Raw genomic sequence first — 16714 nt, 5'->3', positions numbered from 1 at the left:
ATTTTTCGACTCGACCTTCTGAGCGGGATTTGTGCTAAAATGATAGAAAGTAAGTTTGGGATGGAGTCGGTGCAATGCGCATCAATAATATATTGCATTATACGGAACACCACCGTTATTACATATTTCGTGATTTTTCGCTGAGCAGCTTGGATTACAAAATGCTATCGCTGATCTATCAGCCGATGATCGGTGCTTTTGCCGTGGCATTGTACCAGCAGCTTTATCACGGAATTGCTGATGGACTATCTGGTTTCTCGGCGCTTGAGCCCCAGCGCAAGTTGTTTCTTGGATTAGGACTTGAGATGAATGAAAGAAGCAGGAAGCACTTGATCGAGCAAGCTTCGAAGCTTGAGGCTGTCGGATTGCTTCAGACCTCCCGGCTAGGAATGCCTGATAATGCCGATGTTATTTATGAATACGAGCTGTCTGAGCCGTTGTCTCCTGCTGAGTTTTTCCGCAACATGCATCTGACGATGCTGCTTCGTGACAAGATCGGTAAATATGCGGTTATTTCGCTGCGAGAGTCGTTCGGAGCTAATGAACCGGATGAGCTTGCAAGCGCGCAATTGACCAAAGAGAACATTTCCGTACCGTTCTATGAGCTATTCAAGCTTAATATGCAATCGGTGGATGACGAGCTGGAGCAGGCTTTAACTGAGGTTGCTCCCGCAAGGCAAGCCGCGCCGAGACCGCAGCTGGAGACGGCGGGTATCGCGTATGGCGAGATCATATTGCGTTTCCCGCGCAACTCCGCTAATCGCCGATTCGTTGAGCGTCTGCGTAACGATAACGAGCAGCTTGCCCAGGTGAATTACGTCGCTTACAAGTACAGCTTAAGCGTCGTTGATATATGCCGTTTGCTTGACGAGGACGGCATATTCGATTCGAACGGTGAGCTTCAGATTGACGAGCTTCAGCTTCGGGCCAACTCGCTTTACCGGCAAGATAAGAAGCGGGAAGGCGATCGTCAGCGTGTTATCGCGCGTTCGCAAGCAGCCTCAAGGTCGGATGAGGAGTCTGAAGAGCCTGACGAGGAAATCGCGGTTAATGAGGAATTTTATTTGCAGGTGCCGAGCCAGTTGCTCGGGCGCTGTGATATTCATCAATATAATATGCTTATGCGCAACGAGCCTCATACGCGGTTCTTGCAGCGCTTCTTCCCGGGAGCGGTTCCGGAATGGATCGATCGTGTGTTCGAGCGTATCGATCTCAACTACCGGCTTGCAGCCCCCGTTATTAATGTCCTCATTCATTATGTTATTGGCGCGAATGATGCTCAGCGCGTGACAAAGGCGTTTCTCGATGCAGTTGCATCCAATATGCTGATGCAGCAGATCGACAGCTTCGAGAAGGCGGTTCAATACGTTCGGGAGCAAGCGCAGGTTGAGCAGGATAAGGAACGCCGCAAGGTAGCGGCGAACAGCTACAGCGGCGGAACGAGAAGCGTCAGCGGCCGCGGAGGAAGCAGGGGCGGCGGCGGTACTTCCCGCAAGCCATCGATTCCGATCGTTCAAGATGGACAGCCGGGAGCTAAAGTATCGGCTGATGAACTGGAGGAGCTGCGCAAGCTAGCCCGCAAGATCGACGGCAAATCATAGAGACGAGGTGACGGAGGATGGAATCGCTAGGCGATTTGTTGAAAGCTTGGCCGACAGGCAGGTCGATAACGGAACAGGCGAAGGAGAAGATGGACGAGCTAATGGCCGATCCGCTCGTAGAGAAGCTTCTAGTGAGATATCCGGAGCTCGACGAACGGGCGATCCGTCTGAACCTGAACCGCGTATACCAATATGTAACGGAATATCGCAACTGCACCAATTGTCCAGGGCTGGATCGTTGTCCGAACGACTTCGAAGGCCATTATACGTTGCTTAGCTCGGAGACGGTGAACGATAGCGTGCAGTTGTATGACCGCAAGGTCGCCTGCAAGAAGTTCGTTGCCCGCGAAAGCGAGCAGAAGATTCGCAGCCGCATACGCAGCTTCTATGTGGACGACGCGGCGCTTCGCCGCGGCTACTCGTCCGACGAGATACTGACGAACGACCTGGAACGGGCGAAGGCAGTCGGGCAGTTGCTGCGATACATTGATCGTACGAAGGAGCATGGCCTGCAGCAGGAGGGGCTGTTCCTCTCGGGCCGATTCGGAACGGGCAAAACATTCCTTATGTGTTACATGCTTCAGGAGCTGGCGAAGCAAGGCCATTCGGGCGTTATCGTCTATATGCCTGACTTCGTCGAGGATTTGAAATCGCTTATGCATGAGCCTGGCAAGCTGAAGGAGACCGTCGAGATGATGAAGGAGACCGACCTTCTGATCTTCGACGATATTGGTGCGGAGAACTTGAATCCATGGGTGCGGGATCATGTGCTTGGAGCGATTCTTAACTACCGGATGGAGCGCAAGCCAACCTTCTACACGTCCAATTACGAGCTCGATGCGCTCGAGAAGCATTTCAGCTTCACCAGCAAAGACGGCGAGGAGCTCCATAAGGGGCAGCGGATCATGGACCGGATTAAGCCTTACGTCGAAGTAGTCATGGTTACTGGCGAGAATAAGCGCGGTCGCAAATAGAACAGGCAAAGCCTTGGTTGGCAGATATGACTATCTGCTGACCAAGGCTTTTTTATGTTGGGAGGCTGAGGCAAATCGCGCTTACGACCGAAATAGCACAAAAACCTTTCGCTATTTAAGCACACACACACCATATTCGATCAAATAGCGCAACCATTTTGCTCTATTCCACATCATCTGAGCACAAAGGTAGCTGCTCCAGCCACCAGCAGCGAGAATAGCGAAAGTTTGTTTCGCTATTTCGCTCAAACACACCATATTCGAGTAAATAGCGCAACATTATTACGCTATTTCACTCATACACGTCGTTTCACGTCTTAGCGCAACGATTTTGTGTTATCCCCTCAACGGAGACGTTGCCCCGCGTCGTCAACTATGGATGCCTTGCCTGCATGCCATCCAACCGCAAGTATCCCTTACTGTTAAGTCCTCTTATAAGCCGATCTTATGTACCGCATTATTTTTTTTGAAATAACCTATTGACAGTATTAGGGTTGCGCTGGTAGAATTCTCCCATAACCAACTAAACAGGTAGGAATTAATTGTTTTGCGACCGGACCACCGGAGTTGACACCTAATCGCTCATGACGCGTTGTCATGGCCTGTGAAGAACAATAAAAAGGGGTGCAATCATTTATGAAAAAGATTACTCATGTACGTTCGGTCCTTATTATTCTCGCATTATCGTTGGTACTCGCGGCTTGCGGCCAATCGGGCGGCAACAACAACACGAATACAACTTCAAATAAACCAGCAAATGCAGCAACGGACACGCCGGCAGCAACGAATGCCGCTACTGAAGAACCGAAGGCAGAGCCTAAGCCGCCGGTTGAACTGCTTAACGTATCGTATGACCCTACTCGCGAGCTTTATGTAGAATACAACGAAGCTTTCGCGAAACATTGGAAAGAAGAGACGGGCCAAGAAGTAACAATCAAGCAATCGCATGGCGGTTCCGGTAAACAAGGCCGCGCCGTTATCGACGGACTTGAAGCAGACGTAGTAACACTTGCACTTGGTTACGATATCGACGCTATTGTTGAACCGGGTCTGATCAATAAAGATTGGCAAACGAAGTTCGAGCACAACAGCGCTCCATACACGTCGACGATCGTATTCCTCGTTCGCAAAGGCAACCCGAAAGGCATCAAAGACTGGAACGACCTCATTAAAGACAAAGTGGAAGTCATTACGCCGAACCCGAAAACATCCGGCGGCGCACGTTGGAACTATCTTGCGGCATGGGGCTACGCGCTGAAACAAAACGGCGGCGACGAAGCGAAAGCGCAAGAGTTCGTAGCTGAATTGTTCAAGCACGTACCGGTTCTGGATTCCGGCGCACGCGGTTCAACAACAACTTTCGTAGAACGCGGTATTGGCGACGTATTGCTAGCTTGGGAGAACGAAGCGTTCCTGTCGATCAACGAGCTTGGCCCGGACAAATTCGAAATCGTATATCCGTCCCTAAGCATCTTGGCTGAACCTCCGGTAGCAGTAGTAGACAAAGTTGTAGACAAACGCGATACGCGCGAAGTGTCCGAAGCTTACTTGAAATACCTCTATTCCGATGAAGGTCAAGAAATCGCAGCGAAAAACTACTACCGTCCAATAAACCAAGAGATTCTTGCTAAATACAAAGATACGTTCAAAGACCTTGAATTGCTTACGATCGATAAAGACTTCGGCGGCTGGAAAGTGGCGCAAGAGAGACATTTCGCAGACGACGGCGTGTTCGACAAAATCTACACACCAGGTTCTTAATGCTTGATCCCTATACGACTGGAGCTGACTTCACATGAAAGGTTCCAAGCCCCGTAATGTCTTGCCGGGTTTTGGCTTATCGATGGGCTTTACCATCTTCTATCTAAGCGTTATCGTCCTGATCCCGCTTAGCGCCGTATTGTTCAAGACGTTCGAGCTGAGCTTGCCCGAGTTCTGGAAGACGGTAACGAGTGCGAGGGTTCTCGCCTCTTACCGTGTAAGCTTCCTGACCGCTTTCTTCGCCGGACTTGTCAATCTGGTGTTCGGCTTGCTTATTGCATGGGTGCTGGTACGGTATCGTTTTCCCGGCAAAAAGCTCATCGACAGCTTAGTCGACTTGCCGTTCGCACTGCCGACCGCGGTAGCGGGGATCGCCTTAACCGCGATCTATGCTCCCAATGGCTGGATCGGCTCCTACTTGGCGCCGCTCGGTATCAAGGTCGCGTACTCGCCAATCGGTATTACGATTGCGTTAATCTTCATCGGCCTCCCGTTCGTCGTACGGACGGTGCAGCCGGTACTGCAAGATCTAGAGAAAGAAACGGAAGAAGCCGCAGTTATGCTTGGAGCTTACCGTCTCCGCACGTTTTGGAAAGTCATCTTGCCCGAGCTTATGCCAGCGATGTTAACAGGGTTCGCGATGGCATTCGCTAGGGGGATTGGCGAGTATGGTTCAGTCGTATTCATCTCCGGCAATATGCCGCTTAAGACGGAGATTACGCCGCTGCTCATTATGACGAAGCTCGAACAATACGATTACGCAGGCGCGACAGCGATTGCGTTGGTGATGTTGATCGTTTCGTTCCTTATGCTTCTCGTCATCAACTTGCTGCAATGGCGAATGAATCGGCGGACTGTTGCGAGATAAGCGAGTGATCGCTTCCTCGGCAACAGACGACCAACCACCAAAACGGATGAGGAGGAGTCAAGCATGGCTGGTGCCATTACCGTTCATTTAGACAAAGAAGCGTCCAAACGCCCGAAGCATGTTACGGAATCCGGGCCGGTTCGCTGGATATTGATTACGATCGCGCTGCTGTTTTTGGGTCTTATCGTTCTACTACCGCTCGTATCGATATTCGTAGAAGCACTCAAGAAAGGTTTTAGCGTTTATATCGACTCCATTACGGATCCGGACGCGATGTCGGCGCTTAAGCTGACACTTACAACGGCACTGATCGCCGTACCAATAAATACCGTATTCGGTATTGCGGCGGCCTGGGCGATTACGAAGTTCCGTTTTCGCGGCAAAAATATACTTATTACACTGATCGATCTGCCGTTTGCCGTATCGCCTGTCATATCTGGTTTAGTTTACGTGCTCTTGTTCGGAGCACAAGGCTTCCTTGGTCCTTGGCTGGGCGAGCACGACATTAAGATCATTTTCGCGCTGCCGGGCATCGTGCTCGCAACGGTTTTTGTAACGGTACCATTCGTAGCGCGGGAGCTTATTCCCCATATGCAAGCTCAAGGCGTGCAAGAGGAGGAAGCGGCATCGAGTCTTGGCGCGAAAGGTTGGCAAATCTTCTGGCGAGTCACCTTGCCGAACATTAAGTGGGGTTTGCTCTATGGCATCATTCTCTGTAATGCTCGCGCGATGGGCGAGTTCGGTGCCGTATCCGTCGTCTCCGGCCACATTCGCGGAGAGACGAACACGCTCCCGCTGCATATCGAAATTTTGTATAACGAATACCAGTTTTCGGCGTCATTCGCCGTAGCTTCTCTGCTCGTCATGCTCGCGGTCATCACGTTGATCGTGAAGAGCATCGTAGAGTGGAAGTCGTCGTCTTCTCATTAATCAACAAGGCGGCAGCAGCACATTATTTATAATTTAATTGGAGGGATTCATTATGGCGAAACCGTTGGAAGTAGATCAACAGTGGCTGGAGCGAATTGCGGAGCAGGTCGGCGGATTGCACTACGGGCATGTTACGATTACCGTTCATGACGGCCGAATCGTACAGATTGATCGATTGGAACGCACACGATACGATCAACCCTCTTCGAAGCAAAATCAATCCGAGCAGCAGTCGACCAAAAGCCGCGATAACAACGCAGCAGCTAGTGACGGCTTGCGAATTGTTCAATAGCCCAATTCAAGAAGAAGAGCTTCGATTCCTAAGGCTAGCTTAGCCATGGTATCGAAGCTCTTTGTTTGTATGTCGGCAATTACATATTAAAGGAGGATAAGCCAAGCGGCCTATCCTCCCTTAAATGTTTTACGAGATGATGAACTTAACGATAACAGCTACAGCGAATACTACGGTCATGAAACCGAGCATGCCGCCAAAGCCGAATACGACGTCCATCAAGTCGTGGCGCGGTTCTTCATTGAAGTGCTCGCGCGGATCTCTTACGTTTTCCATCGTAGACGTCCTCCTTGAAAGACCGGATGCTGCAGCGACAGCCGCAAGCGGTCGTCTCCTACAGTATCGGCTATTTCAACTTATATTAGTATACCGAAACAGTCGAACAATTGTAAAGCAACCAGTCGTGACAAATATGAGACAAAATCATGCCCGTTTATGCTAAAATGTGAACAGGATTGTATGGCTATCGGAGGTGCAAGCATGGATCAGCAGTTAATAGCAGCAAAAGAACTTATACGAAACAAGCTAGCCTTGCTTCCCGACGGTCCGGGCTGTTACCTGATGAAGAACGGCGACGACGTCATTATATATGTAGGCAAAGCGAAAGTATTGAAGAATCGCGTGCGCTCCTATTTCAACGGCAGCCACAACGGGAAGACGCAGCGTCTCGTCTCGGAAATACGCGATTTCGAATTTATCGTGACCGGCAGCAATATGGAGGCACTCATTCTGGAGTGCAATCTCATCAAGCAATATCATCCGCGCTATAACGTGTTGCTAAAGGATGACAAGACGTTTCCTTATATTAAAATAACGAGCGAGAAGCATCCGCGCCTAGAGGTGACGCGGCGTGTCGTGAAGGATAAGGCGAAGTACTTCGGCCCTTATCCGAACGCTTATGCGGCCCAGCAGACGCTTAAGCTGCTGGAGCGGATCTATCCGCTGCGGAAGTGCAAGACGCTGCCGGACAAAGTATGTCTATATTATCATCTCGGTCAATGTCTCGCTCCATGCGAGTACGAGGTCGAACAGCAGTCCTACGACACGATGGTTCAGGAAATTACCCGTTTCCTCGGCGGCGGCCAGGATGTCGTGAAGGCGGAGCTGCAGCGGAAGATGGAAGCGGCAGCCGAGGAGCTCGAATTCGAGCGGGCAAAGGAATTCCGCGATCAGATCGTGGCGATCGAGGCTGTTATGGAGAAGCAGAAAATTACGCTCTCCGATGCGCTTGACCGCGACGTATTCGGCTATGCCGTGGAGAAGGGCTGGATGTGCGTTCAAATTCTGTATATGCGCCATGGCAAAATGATCGAGCGTCACGCGTCGACATTCCCTTATTACGGCGAAGAGTATGATGACTTCATGACGTACGTCACGCAATATTATAGCGACAATCCAGCGCTGCCCAAGCAAATTTTCTTGCCGCTGCCTCCAGAGCTGGAGCAAGCTGAGGAGCAACCGTCTGCGGCCTCGTTGAAAGGTGACGCCGAATCCGAAGAAGCGGCTGCAGGCTCCCGTGCGGATGATGTGATGGCTTCGCTGCACAGCTGGCTTAAGGTGAAGGTGCTCATGCCGCAGCGCGGACGCAAGAGCGAAGTCGTATCTATGGCGATGGAGAATGCGAAGGTAATGCTTGAGGATAAGTTCAGATTGATCGCCCGTGATGAGGAACGCAGCGTGAAGGCGTCCGAGTCGCTAGCCGATTGGTTAGGATTAGCCGAGGTGCACCGCATCGAGGCGTTCGACAACTCGAACATTCAAGGGACGAATCCAGTATCGGCGATGGTCGTCTTCACGGACGGCAAGCCGGACAAGAAAGAGTACCGCAAATATAAGGTGAAGACCGTAACAGGACCCGACGATTACGAAACGATGCGCGAAGTCATTCGCAGACGCTATGAGCGCGTTCTTAAGGAGCAGCTGATGCCGCCTGATCTAATCGTCGTCGACGGCGGCAGAGGGCAAATATCGGCCGCTCTGGACGTGCTGGAGAACGAGCTTGGCTTATCTATTCCGGTCTGCGGCCTCGTGAAGGACGCGAAGCATAAGACGGCGCAGCTCATGACGGGCGATCCGCCGGAGGTTGTGCCTCTGCCGCGCGACAGTCAGGAGTTCTATCTCCTTCAGCGCATACAGGACGAGGTGCATCGATACGCGATCTCGTTCCACCGCGAGCAGCGCGCCAAGTCGATGGTCGAATCCAAGCTCGATTTGATCCCCGGCATTGGCGAGAAGCGGCGCAAGCTGCTGCTCAAGCATTTTGGCTCGATCCGCAAAATAAAAGAGGCCTCCGTCGAAGACTTCAGGCCTCTCTCTATCGGGGAAAAGCTGGCTGGTCAAATTATTGCTGCTCTAAATGAGGAGGAATCGTCGTAATCGGCGGTTTCTTCTCTTTTTTGTCATCCAAATACTTAATCCCATAAGCGATTAGAATCGGCAAAATAACGAAGAAGATGCCTGATGCGATATCGAACGCCGAGCCGACGGTAACAATAGTAAGCGCTACGCCGACGCTGTTGAATATCGCATGCGTGAACATCGCCGTAATTAAGCCGTATCTGACGAAGATGAAGCTGAAGATCAGCCCGATAATCATTAGCTCGATGAGCCTTGTCGACGACGGGTATAGCGGGTACATGACGTGGCCGAGCGCCCATGATGCGGTTGGAATAATGGCTGCCACGAACGTATTTTTGAACCATTTGCGGAACAGGCCGATGCCGAAGAATCGGAATACGGCTTCTTCGGATATAGCTGCCGCCCAAGCCAGCACGGGCATGAGCCATAGATAACTCATGTTGTATGGCGATTGCGTCACGTCGCTGGTCGACCATGTGCCGATCGTGAATTTCAAGCCGATGAAGATGGCCGCCTGCAGCGCGAACAGAATAGCAGCGAAGCAGTAGCCAAGCCCCATGCTGCGCCACACGTACGTTCCGTACCCAGGCTGGCCGAAACGCGGCCATAAGGAGCGTCCTTGCGCCTTCCACAAGCCGTCGCCCGCCACAAGCGAGATATAGATCGAGCCGGCCATCGGAATAGACAATAGGACGGTGAATATGGCGGTAATCAGAATCGTCTGACCGCCGAGCTCGTTTTCGCCAAGCGATGCTCTAACTCCGTCGAGTACGTTCATATTAATGATGACATACGTAACGAAGTAAATGATCGTGAGTACGATTCCTCGCTTGAAGGACGTATGTCCTCGGTAAAGGACGGCGTAGATGACTGCAAGGACGAACAGGATGAAGCTCATGAGGAAGTAGCCGAAGCCGGTCATGAATTGCGCCCACTTGTCTTGGGCTTTCACATAGTCCCTATACTCAGCCGGCGCAATGAAGGCTGGCTTGTATTTCGTCATGACGGGATTGCCATCAATCAAGCTTACGGCAATCGTCACTTGCAGCTTCGATTCGCCGATCGAATGGTCGCTTGGGCTAACTCCCCACTCGCCGTTCGGATAGGCCGCTCCGCTTGCAAGCTCCTCTGCACGGAACCCTTGCTTCTCGAGCAACGCGATGCTCAGCTTATCGATTTCCGGATTGTCGTCCTGAACAGGCTCGCCGCCATGCAGATTCCAGGCCACGATACGCTCAGTCTGCATATGGACGTAGACAAATCCTTTGCCGCCTGCCCCTTCAAAGTCCACCTCGACTTGGTACGTATCGGTTGGGAATTGTTTATCGTATTGATCGGCATACGCCTCTGACAGCTCATCGCGCGTTAGGTAGCCGTTCATAAGCTTGTCGGATTGATGGACGGCCTTGGCGGAGTCCACTTCTCGTCCTACGAGCTTCTCGGCGAACGACGCGGCTGCCTGCTCCGCTTGTGCTTTGCTAATGGCTCTGCCGCCTAGCTCATCTGAAGAGCTAGCCTTTATTAGCGGGACGATATCGACGAACATGTAAATGAGAAGACAAATAACGGCTGCCCATATGTAACGCTTCCATTCCTTGTGCTTAATTGAATCGATCATCAGTTCACCTCATGCGTATAGGAGTAGGATGAAGCATACTATACTACCATATCACAACGTTCCCTGAATTATCCATTGAAACTAGGTCTTTATTTTCATAATCCCGCGAAATAACGATGTTCATGAAGTGTAGGGCAAGGTGAAGCGCATAACTGCGTCTTTTTGGTCGAATATAGCCTCTAATGTGAGAAAAGGGAGCTTTATGCAGAGACGTATTTGGGCTTATAATCGTTATCGTCATACCAAATGAATAGCACAGCCGAATTTCCTTAGGAAAACGGGGGAACCAAATTGTTGCCGGGCATCCGGCGGCATGGGGTGAATTTCTACATTGCCGGAGCGCAGCTTCAGGCGATTGAATAGGGCTGCCTGTCCAGGCCCGAATCCGTCAGCTAACCTCGTAGGCGTATTGGAACAGGACTCATCTTCATGAGCACTTGAGCTTCCAGTGCTTTTTTTTGTGCGCTTATAACGATAACGCAGTAGATTTTCGAAGATTGAGGTGCACAATATAAGATGAAATTTGCATGGATTTGGGACGTGAAGAACTGGTCTCCGCCAAGGATACTCGTTAGCGGCTTCGCGCTCATTATATTCATTGGGGCATTTCTGCTCTCTTTGCCCTTCGCTTCGGCGACAGGGGAACGGCTGAACTTTATAGACGCTTTGTTCACGGCTACTTCAGCGACATGCGTTACCGGACTCGTCGTCGTCGATACCGGCACCTATTTCTCGACAGCCGGCCAGATCGTTCTGATGGTGCTGTTCCAGCTTGGCGGCCTCGGCTTCATGACGATGGCAACGCTAATCGCGCTCGTCTTGCGGCGGAAAATATCGCTGCGCGAGAGGCTGATTCTTCAAGAGGCGATGAATCAGACAAGCATGGAGGGCATCATTAGGCTAATTCGCCGCGTCATCTACTACTCGCTGTCTATTGAACTCGTCGGGATGCTGCTGTTCACGTTCCGGTTCTCGTTCGATATGCCGCTTGGCAAGGCAGTATTTTTCGGCGCATTCCATGCCGTATCGCTGTTTAATAACGCCGGCTTCGATATTTTCGGAGATTACCGCAGCTTAACGCTGTATGTGTCCGATCCAATCGTTAATATAGCCGCGATGATGTTGATCGTATTCGGAGGACTCGGCTTCGTCGTTATGTCCGATCTAATGGAATATCGGAAGAACCGCAAGCTGTCGCTGCATAGTAAAATCGTCCTCGCCATGACGGGCACTCTGATCGCTTTAGGCACGATTGTGTTGTTTGTTTTCGAATTCACGAACCCTCTCACGCTCGGCTCGCTCGATTGGGGAGGCAAGATATGGGCATCATTATTCCAATCCATTACGCCGCGTACGGCTGGCGCCAATACGCTCGATTATACAGCTCTAAGGCAGGCTACCGTCTTCTTTACAATCATCCTTATGTTCATCGGCGCATCGCCGGGCTCAACGGGGGGCGGCATTAAAACGACGACGTTCACGGTGCTCGTAGGCGCCGTAATCTCGATGATTCGCGGACGTGAGGATATCGTCTTCTTCCGCTATCGGCTTGCCAAGGACCGCATCAACAAAGCGCTGACGATTACGATTTTGTCATTAACGCTCGTCGTGGTCGTGACGATGATCCTTGCAACGATCGAAAATCAGCCGTTCATGAAAATATTGTTCGAAGCAACATCCGCGTTCGGCACCGTAGGACTATCCATTGGATTGACCCCGGAGCTTAGCGATATTAGCAAAATGATTATTGCATTCACGATGTTTGCCGGTCGGCTAGGTCCATTAACGCTCGCTTATGCGCTAGGGCCTGGAACAGATAAAGAATTGTACCGGTATCCGGAAGGTAAAATAACAATTGGATAGGGGATTTACAGGTGGCTATCAAACGCAGTCAGTTTGTCATTGTCGGCTTGGGGCGGTTCGGCTCAAGCCTTGGAAGGGAACTCATCGAGCTCGGTCATGAAGTGCTCGGCATCGATAAGGATGAAGAAACGGTGCAGGATATGAGCAGCGTGCTAACTTATGCCGTATCGGCGGATTGCACGGATGAGGAGACGCTTCGCTCGCTCGGCGTACGCAACTTCGACTGCGGTGTCGTTGCGATCGGCGATGACATTCAGGCGAGCATTCTAACTGCCATATTATTGAAGGATCTTGGCGTGAAGAAGGTTGTCGCGAAGGCGATGTCCGAGCTCCACGGCCGCGTGCTTGAGAAGATCGGCGTTGACAGGGTCGTCTATCCGGAGAGGGATATGGGCATTCGGGTTGCGCATCAGCTCGTATCGCCTAACCTGCTTGATTATATCGAGCTGTCCAAGGATTATACGATCGCAGAGCTTGCCGTCCCGAAATGCTTGAACGGAAAGTCGTTGAGCGACCTTAATCCCCGGGCAAGATTCGGGTGCAGCATCGTTGCGATCAACAAGCCTAACGGTATAATTATTGCTCCTTCGGCAACAGATGTTCTTACGGAACGAGACATTATGGTTATTATAGGGACGAACGATCAAATCGAGGAATTCGAGGCGACGGTTATCCGTTAAATAGAGCACCGATCTTATGGATTCGAAAGCGATATATTGGAAATGATGAAAACAGCGGCTAATGCTTTTCGCCGCTGTTTTTTGTCCATTATGTTAGGCTTGCTTGCTCGGGAAGCGGGCTGCAATTTCATTAATCCACAGTCGAACCGAAGGACTCAGCCCCGCGGGATCGGCATGAATAAGCGATGTCGTGCGTTTCGTATCCTCAAGCTCGCGGATCGGTACGACAACAAGCTCGTTGTCGTCGATTAATTGTTGGCGCATATACGATTGCGGAAGCAATGTGGCCGCGCGGCATGTATGCAGCAGGCGAAGGATAGCTTCGAAGGAATCGATCTCCATTCGAACGTCAGGCTGCAATTGATACTTATCGAACAGCTCGTCGGTCAATACGCGGTACCAGGTTCCGCGGGAGAATAAAATCATCGGCATGCCGTCCAGATCCATAATGCCCAGCGAACCTTTGTCGGTTACGACCTGATTGCGCGGCAGAATGAGCAGCAGATGATCATCGAAGAGAGGCAGGCAGCGCAGCGTCGAATCCTCAATACTGGAGGCGACGATGCCGATATCGGCCTTATGCTCGCGGACTAGCGAGACGATTTCATGCGTTTTCCCGGTTACGGCTTTGATATCCACCTCGGGATGTGCGCTCGTCAACATTTGGATCAGATCCGGCAGTGTCGTCTGCAGCGTCGTGAGGCTTGCGCCGATCGTTAGCGAAGAACGGCCGGTCGCGGTGAATTCGGATACCGTTTGCAAATAGTTGCGATGAAGCTGTCTAAGCTCAATCGCATACTCGTACGTAAGCTGGCCTATTCTTGTCAGCTCCAGCCGTTTGCCAATACGGCGGAACAGCGGCGACCCGATGTCTTGCTCCAGCTTGGCGATCTTGCGGGATAGGGCAGGCTGCGACAGATTGAGCAGGGCAGATGCTTTGTTCATACTCGACTGCTCGACGATTACAGAGAATACATGGAGCTCATCATACACGACAAAATCCCCTTATGTCATTTTGTTATAAGAAATTATAAAAAATAAGCAATTCCATTATAAGCTGAAAAGGAGTAGGATGGAAAGTGTGGCTAGATTGTGTCGAGTTTTGTTGACGGAGGTACATGCTGGGGTTACAATGGTGAATGGTTTGTATGAGCGGAAACGGCTTCAACCGTCCACTAGCGGTGAAAGTACGTTTTGCACTAAATTCTAAGTACATATAAGTGGCGTAACTTAGAGGCTTAGAATTTACAGATGGAAAAGTATGCAACTACAGTCTTGAAAGGAGAAGGAAGAACATGAAAGGAAACTCGTATTTCTCGCGCAAGCTTCATTCGCTTCTAGGCATCATTCCGCTAGGCGGCTTTATCGTCGTCCACGGTTTGGCGAACTATCAAGCGTTCGAGCGCGGGCCAGAGGGCTTCGGCAAGGCCGTGCACTTTATCAATAGCATGCCTGTGGTAACGCTGCTTGAGATTTTCGGCATTTACCTCCCGCTATTGTTCCACGGTATCTACGGCCTATATGTGGCTTACCAATCGAATTCGAATACGGGGCGCTTCCAATACGGAAGGAACTGGGCGTTCACAGCGCAGCGCGTAACGGGGGTAATTACATTTATTTTCGTCTTCTGGCATGTGTACCAGACGCGAATTCAAGTGTACCTCGGCAACATTACGCATGAAGAACTCGGCTCGACCATGAACTTGATTGCGAACAATCCTGCTTACTTCGTCTTCTACGTGATCGGCGTACTGGCAGCGGTATTCCACTTCAGTAACGGCCTGTGGGCGTTTCTGATTAGCTGGGGCATTACGATCGGCCCGAAAGCGCAACGCATCTCGTCCTACATTTGTATGGGTGTTTTCGTAATTGTCGCTGCTCTGTTCATTCTTTCGCTTGTTGCGTTCAGAGGCGATGAATTCCAAGAAGCTGCAAGTGCCGCATTGGCGCTTACGAATATCGGTTAGTCTGATTAATAGGTAAGTCTTAAGGACAAGGAGTGAAACGTTGTGGCAAAAAATAAAATAATCATCGTCGGCGGCGGTCTTGCTGGCTTGATGGCTACCATCAAAGCAGCAGAAGCAGGCGTACACGTTGATCTGTTCTCTCTTGTACCGGTCAAACGTTCCCATTCCGTATGTGCGCAAGGCGGCATTAACGGAGCGGTGAATACGAAAGGGGAAGGCGATTCCCCGTGGGAGCACTTTGACGATACAGTATACGGCGGCGACTTTCTAGCGAATCAACCGCCAGTTAAAGCGATGTGCGACGCAGCGCCGGGTATTATCCACTTGATGGACCGGATGGGCGTTATGTTCAGCCGTACGTCCGAGGGCTTGCTCGACTTCCGTCGTTTCGGCGGTACGAAGCATTCACGTACAGCATTCGCAGGTGCAACGACTGGCCAACAATTGCTGTATGCACTCGATGAGCAAGTACGCCGCTGGGAAGCAGCCGGCCTCGTTACAAAATACGAGCATTATGAATTCCTTGGCGCTGTTATTGACGACGACGGCGTATGCCGCGGCGTGTCTGCTCAAGACCTTCGCTCCATGGAAATTCGCTCGGTGCGTGCGGATGCGGTTATTCTGGCATCTGGCGGTCCTGGCATTATTTTCGGCAAAACGACGAACTCGGTTATTAATACAGGTACGGCAGCAAGCGCCGTGTATCAACAAGGCGTTAACTACGCGAACGGCGAGTTCATCCAGATCCACCCAACGGCAATTCCGGGCGACGACAAGCTTCGCTTGATGTCGGAATCGGCGCGCGGCGAGGGCGGACGCATCTGGACTTACAAAGACGGCAAGCCTTGGTACTTCCTTGAGGAGAAATACCCGGCATACGGAAACCTCGTTCCCCGCGATATCGCGACACGCGAGATTTTCAGCGTCTGCGTAGACCAAAAGCTCGGCATCAACCAAGAAAACATGGTTTATCTTGACTTGTCCCACAAAGATCCGAAGGAGCTTGACGTTAAGCTCGGCGGCATCATCGAGATCTATGAGAAGTTCATGGGTGACGATCCTCGGAAAATCCCAATGAAGATCTTCCCTGCGGTTCACTACTCGATGGGCGGTATGTGGGTAGACTACAACCAAATGACTAACATTCCAGGTCTGTTCGCTGCTGGCGAATGCGACTATCAATACCACGGTGCGAACCGTCTCGGCGCTAACTCGCTGCTCTCCGCTATTTACGGCGGTATGCTGGCTGGTCCGAAAGCGGTGGAGTACATCAAAGGCCTTAAGAAATCGGCTGAAGATATCTCTTCGTCCGTATTCGATCGCGAGGCGAAACGCCAAACCGATAAGTACGACAGCATTCTAAAAATGAACGGCAACGAAAATGCGTACGTTATTCACAAAGAGCTTGGCGAGTGGATGACAAACAACATGACGGTCGTTCGTTTCAACGACAAGCTGGAAGCTACGATCGGCAAGATCAAAGAACTGAAACAACGCTATTCGAACATTAACATCAACGATACAGCTTCTTGGAACAACGCGGGCGTTGCTTTCACTCGTCAACTGTGGAATATGCTTGAGCTGTCCGAAGCGATGACGCTTGGCGCATTAATGCGTAACGAAAGCCGCGGCGCTCACTATAAGCCTGATTTCCCTGAACGCGATGACGATACGTTCATGAAGTCGACGATTGCGAAGTGGACGAAGGAAGGCCCGCAAATCTCTTATGAGGACATTGACGTAAGCTTGATCAAACCTCGTAAACGCGACTACTCCAGCGATAAGAAGAAAGGAGAATAACT

The 16714-nt window shown here is 51.1% G+C and carries 14 protein-coding genes and 1 riboswitch; of the genes, 11 read left to right on the top strand and 3 right to left on the bottom strand.

The window, feature by feature from the left end:
- The first annotated feature begins 74 nt into the window (after nt 1-74).
- From AC0YN0_RS24090 to AC0YN0_RS24065, 6 genes are all read left to right on the top strand, one after another.
- A complete protein-coding gene (locus tag AC0YN0_RS24090) occupies nt 75-1601 on the top strand; it encodes a replication initiation and membrane attachment family protein (protein ID WP_475823552.1) in 1527 nt (508 codons plus the stop codon).
- A gap of 17 nt (nt 1602-1618) precedes the next feature.
- The gene (gene dnaI, locus AC0YN0_RS24085) at nt 1619-2575 is read left to right on the top strand and encodes a primosomal protein DnaI (protein ID WP_475823551.1); all 957 of its coding nucleotides are present in this window, start codon (nt 1619-1621) and stop codon (nt 2573-2575) included.
- Nucleotides 2576-3211: 636 nt separating this feature from the next.
- The gene (locus tag AC0YN0_RS24080; RefSeq protein ID WP_337098055.1) at nt 3212-4336 is read left to right on the top strand and encodes a sulfate ABC transporter substrate-binding protein; all 1125 of its coding nucleotides are present in this window, start codon (nt 3212-3214) and stop codon (nt 4334-4336) included.
- A 34-nt stretch (nt 4337-4370) separates the two neighbouring features.
- Nucleotides 4371-5204 (top strand): sulfate ABC transporter permease subunit CysT, encoded by an 834-nt coding sequence (gene cysT / locus AC0YN0_RS24075; protein WP_442051749.1) that lies wholly within the window; start codon nt 4371-4373, stop codon nt 5202-5204.
- A 63-nt stretch (nt 5205-5267) separates the two neighbouring features.
- Entirely contained in the window at nt 5268-6134 is an 867-nt protein-coding gene (gene cysW / locus AC0YN0_RS24070; protein ID WP_475823550.1) for a sulfate ABC transporter permease subunit CysW, read from the top strand.
- 52 nt (nt 6135-6186) lie between these two features.
- The gene (locus tag AC0YN0_RS24065) at nt 6187-6426 is read left to right on the top strand and encodes a YezD family protein (protein ID WP_475823549.1); all 240 of its coding nucleotides are present in this window, start codon (nt 6187-6189) and stop codon (nt 6424-6426) included.
- Nucleotides 6427-6555: 129 nt separating this feature from the next.
- On the opposite strand, the gene AC0YN0_RS24060 is transcribed toward AC0YN0_RS24065, so the two are convergent.
- Nucleotides 6556-6702: a YqzM family protein gene (locus AC0YN0_RS24060; protein ID WP_337098051.1), complete on the bottom strand. Its 147-nt coding sequence runs from the start codon at nt 6700-6702 to the stop codon at nt 6556-6558.
- A gap of 204 nt (nt 6703-6906) precedes the next feature.
- Here AC0YN0_RS24060 and uvrC point away from each other — a divergent pair, with 204 nt between their 5' ends.
- Nucleotides 6907-8802 carry an excinuclease ABC subunit UvrC gene (uvrC, locus tag AC0YN0_RS24055; RefSeq protein ID WP_475823548.1) on the top strand — a complete coding sequence of 632 codons (1896 nt, stop codon included), beginning with the start codon at nt 6907-6909 and terminating at the stop codon, nt 8800-8802.
- Here uvrC and AC0YN0_RS24050 read toward each other — a convergent pair.
- Nucleotides 8768-10402, bottom strand: coding sequence for a lysostaphin resistance A-like protein (locus AC0YN0_RS24050; protein WP_475823547.1), 1635 nt, complete (start codon nt 10400-10402; stop codon nt 8768-8770). The genes uvrC and AC0YN0_RS24050 overlap by 35 nt on opposite strands.
- Nucleotides 10403-10649: 247 nt before the next feature.
- A riboswitch (cyclic di-AMP (ydaO/yuaA leader) is annotated at nt 10650-10824 on the top strand.
- Nucleotides 10825-10918: 94 nt separating this feature from the next.
- Here AC0YN0_RS24050 and AC0YN0_RS24045 point away from each other — a divergent pair.
- Both AC0YN0_RS24045 and AC0YN0_RS24040 read left to right on the top strand, forming a co-directional pair.
- A complete protein-coding gene (locus AC0YN0_RS24045) occupies nt 10919-12265 on the top strand; it encodes a TrkH family potassium uptake protein (protein ID WP_475823546.1) in 1347 nt (448 codons plus the stop codon).
- A gap of 17 nt (nt 12266-12282) precedes the next feature.
- Nucleotides 12283-12945 (top strand): potassium channel family protein, encoded by a 663-nt coding sequence (locus AC0YN0_RS24040; protein ID WP_337098427.1) that lies wholly within the window; start codon nt 12283-12285, stop codon nt 12943-12945.
- A gap of 93 nt (nt 12946-13038) precedes the next feature.
- Here the strand turns inward: AC0YN0_RS24040 and AC0YN0_RS24035 are convergent, their stop codons facing one another.
- Entirely contained in the window at nt 13039-13938 is a 900-nt protein-coding gene (locus AC0YN0_RS24035; RefSeq protein ID WP_442051754.1) for a LysR family transcriptional regulator, read from the bottom strand.
- A gap of 302 nt (nt 13939-14240) precedes the next feature.
- Between AC0YN0_RS24035 and AC0YN0_RS24030 the strand changes: the two genes are divergently transcribed.
- Complete coding sequence (locus AC0YN0_RS24030) at nt 14241-14912, top strand: succinate dehydrogenase cytochrome b558 subunit (protein ID WP_442051755.1); 672 nt, start codon at nt 14241-14243, stop codon at nt 14910-14912.
- A gap of 42 nt (nt 14913-14954) precedes the next feature.
- Nucleotides 14955-16712, top strand: coding sequence for a succinate dehydrogenase flavoprotein subunit (gene sdhA, locus AC0YN0_RS24025; RefSeq protein ID WP_475823545.1), 1758 nt, complete (start codon nt 14955-14957; stop codon nt 16710-16712).
- Nucleotides 16713-16714 lie beyond the last annotated feature (2 nt).

The organism is Paenibacillus sp. J22P218 (assembly GCF_056269195.1).
The sequence above is the reverse complement of the archived record's forward strand: the minus strand, read 5'-3'. Positions and strand labels throughout refer to the sequence as shown.

Coding starts and splice junctions, on each gene's coding strand:
- AC0YN0_RS24090 (WP_475823552.1), top strand. CDS start 75: ATGCGCATCAATAATATATTGCATTATACGGAACACCACCGTTATTAC.
- dnaI (WP_475823551.1), top strand. CDS start 1,619: ATGGAATCGCTAGGCGATTTGTTGAAAGCTTGGCCGACAGGCAGGTCG.
- AC0YN0_RS24080 (WP_337098055.1), top strand. CDS start 3,212: ATGAAAAAGATTACTCATGTACGTTCGGTCCTTATTATTCTCGCATTA.
- cysT (WP_442051749.1), top strand. CDS start 4,371: ATGAAAGGTTCCAAGCCCCGTAATGTCTTGCCGGGTTTTGGCTTATCG.
- cysW (WP_475823550.1), top strand. CDS start 5,268: ATGGCTGGTGCCATTACCGTTCATTTAGACAAAGAAGCGTCCAAACGC.
- AC0YN0_RS24065 (WP_475823549.1), top strand. CDS start 6,187: ATGGCGAAACCGTTGGAAGTAGATCAACAGTGGCTGGAGCGAATTGCG.
- AC0YN0_RS24060 (WP_337098051.1), bottom strand. CDS start 6,702: ATGGAAAACGTAAGAGATCCGCGCGAGCACTTCAATGAAGAACCGCGC.
- uvrC (WP_475823548.1), top strand. CDS start 6,907: ATGGATCAGCAGTTAATAGCAGCAAAAGAACTTATACGAAACAAGCTA.
- AC0YN0_RS24050 (WP_475823547.1), bottom strand. CDS start 10,402: ATGATCGATTCAATTAAGCACAAGGAATGGAAGCGTTACATATGGGCA.
- AC0YN0_RS24045 (WP_475823546.1), top strand. CDS start 10,919: ATGAAATTTGCATGGATTTGGGACGTGAAGAACTGGTCTCCGCCAAGG.
- AC0YN0_RS24030 (WP_442051755.1), top strand. CDS start 14,241: ATGAAAGGAAACTCGTATTTCTCGCGCAAGCTTCATTCGCTTCTAGGC.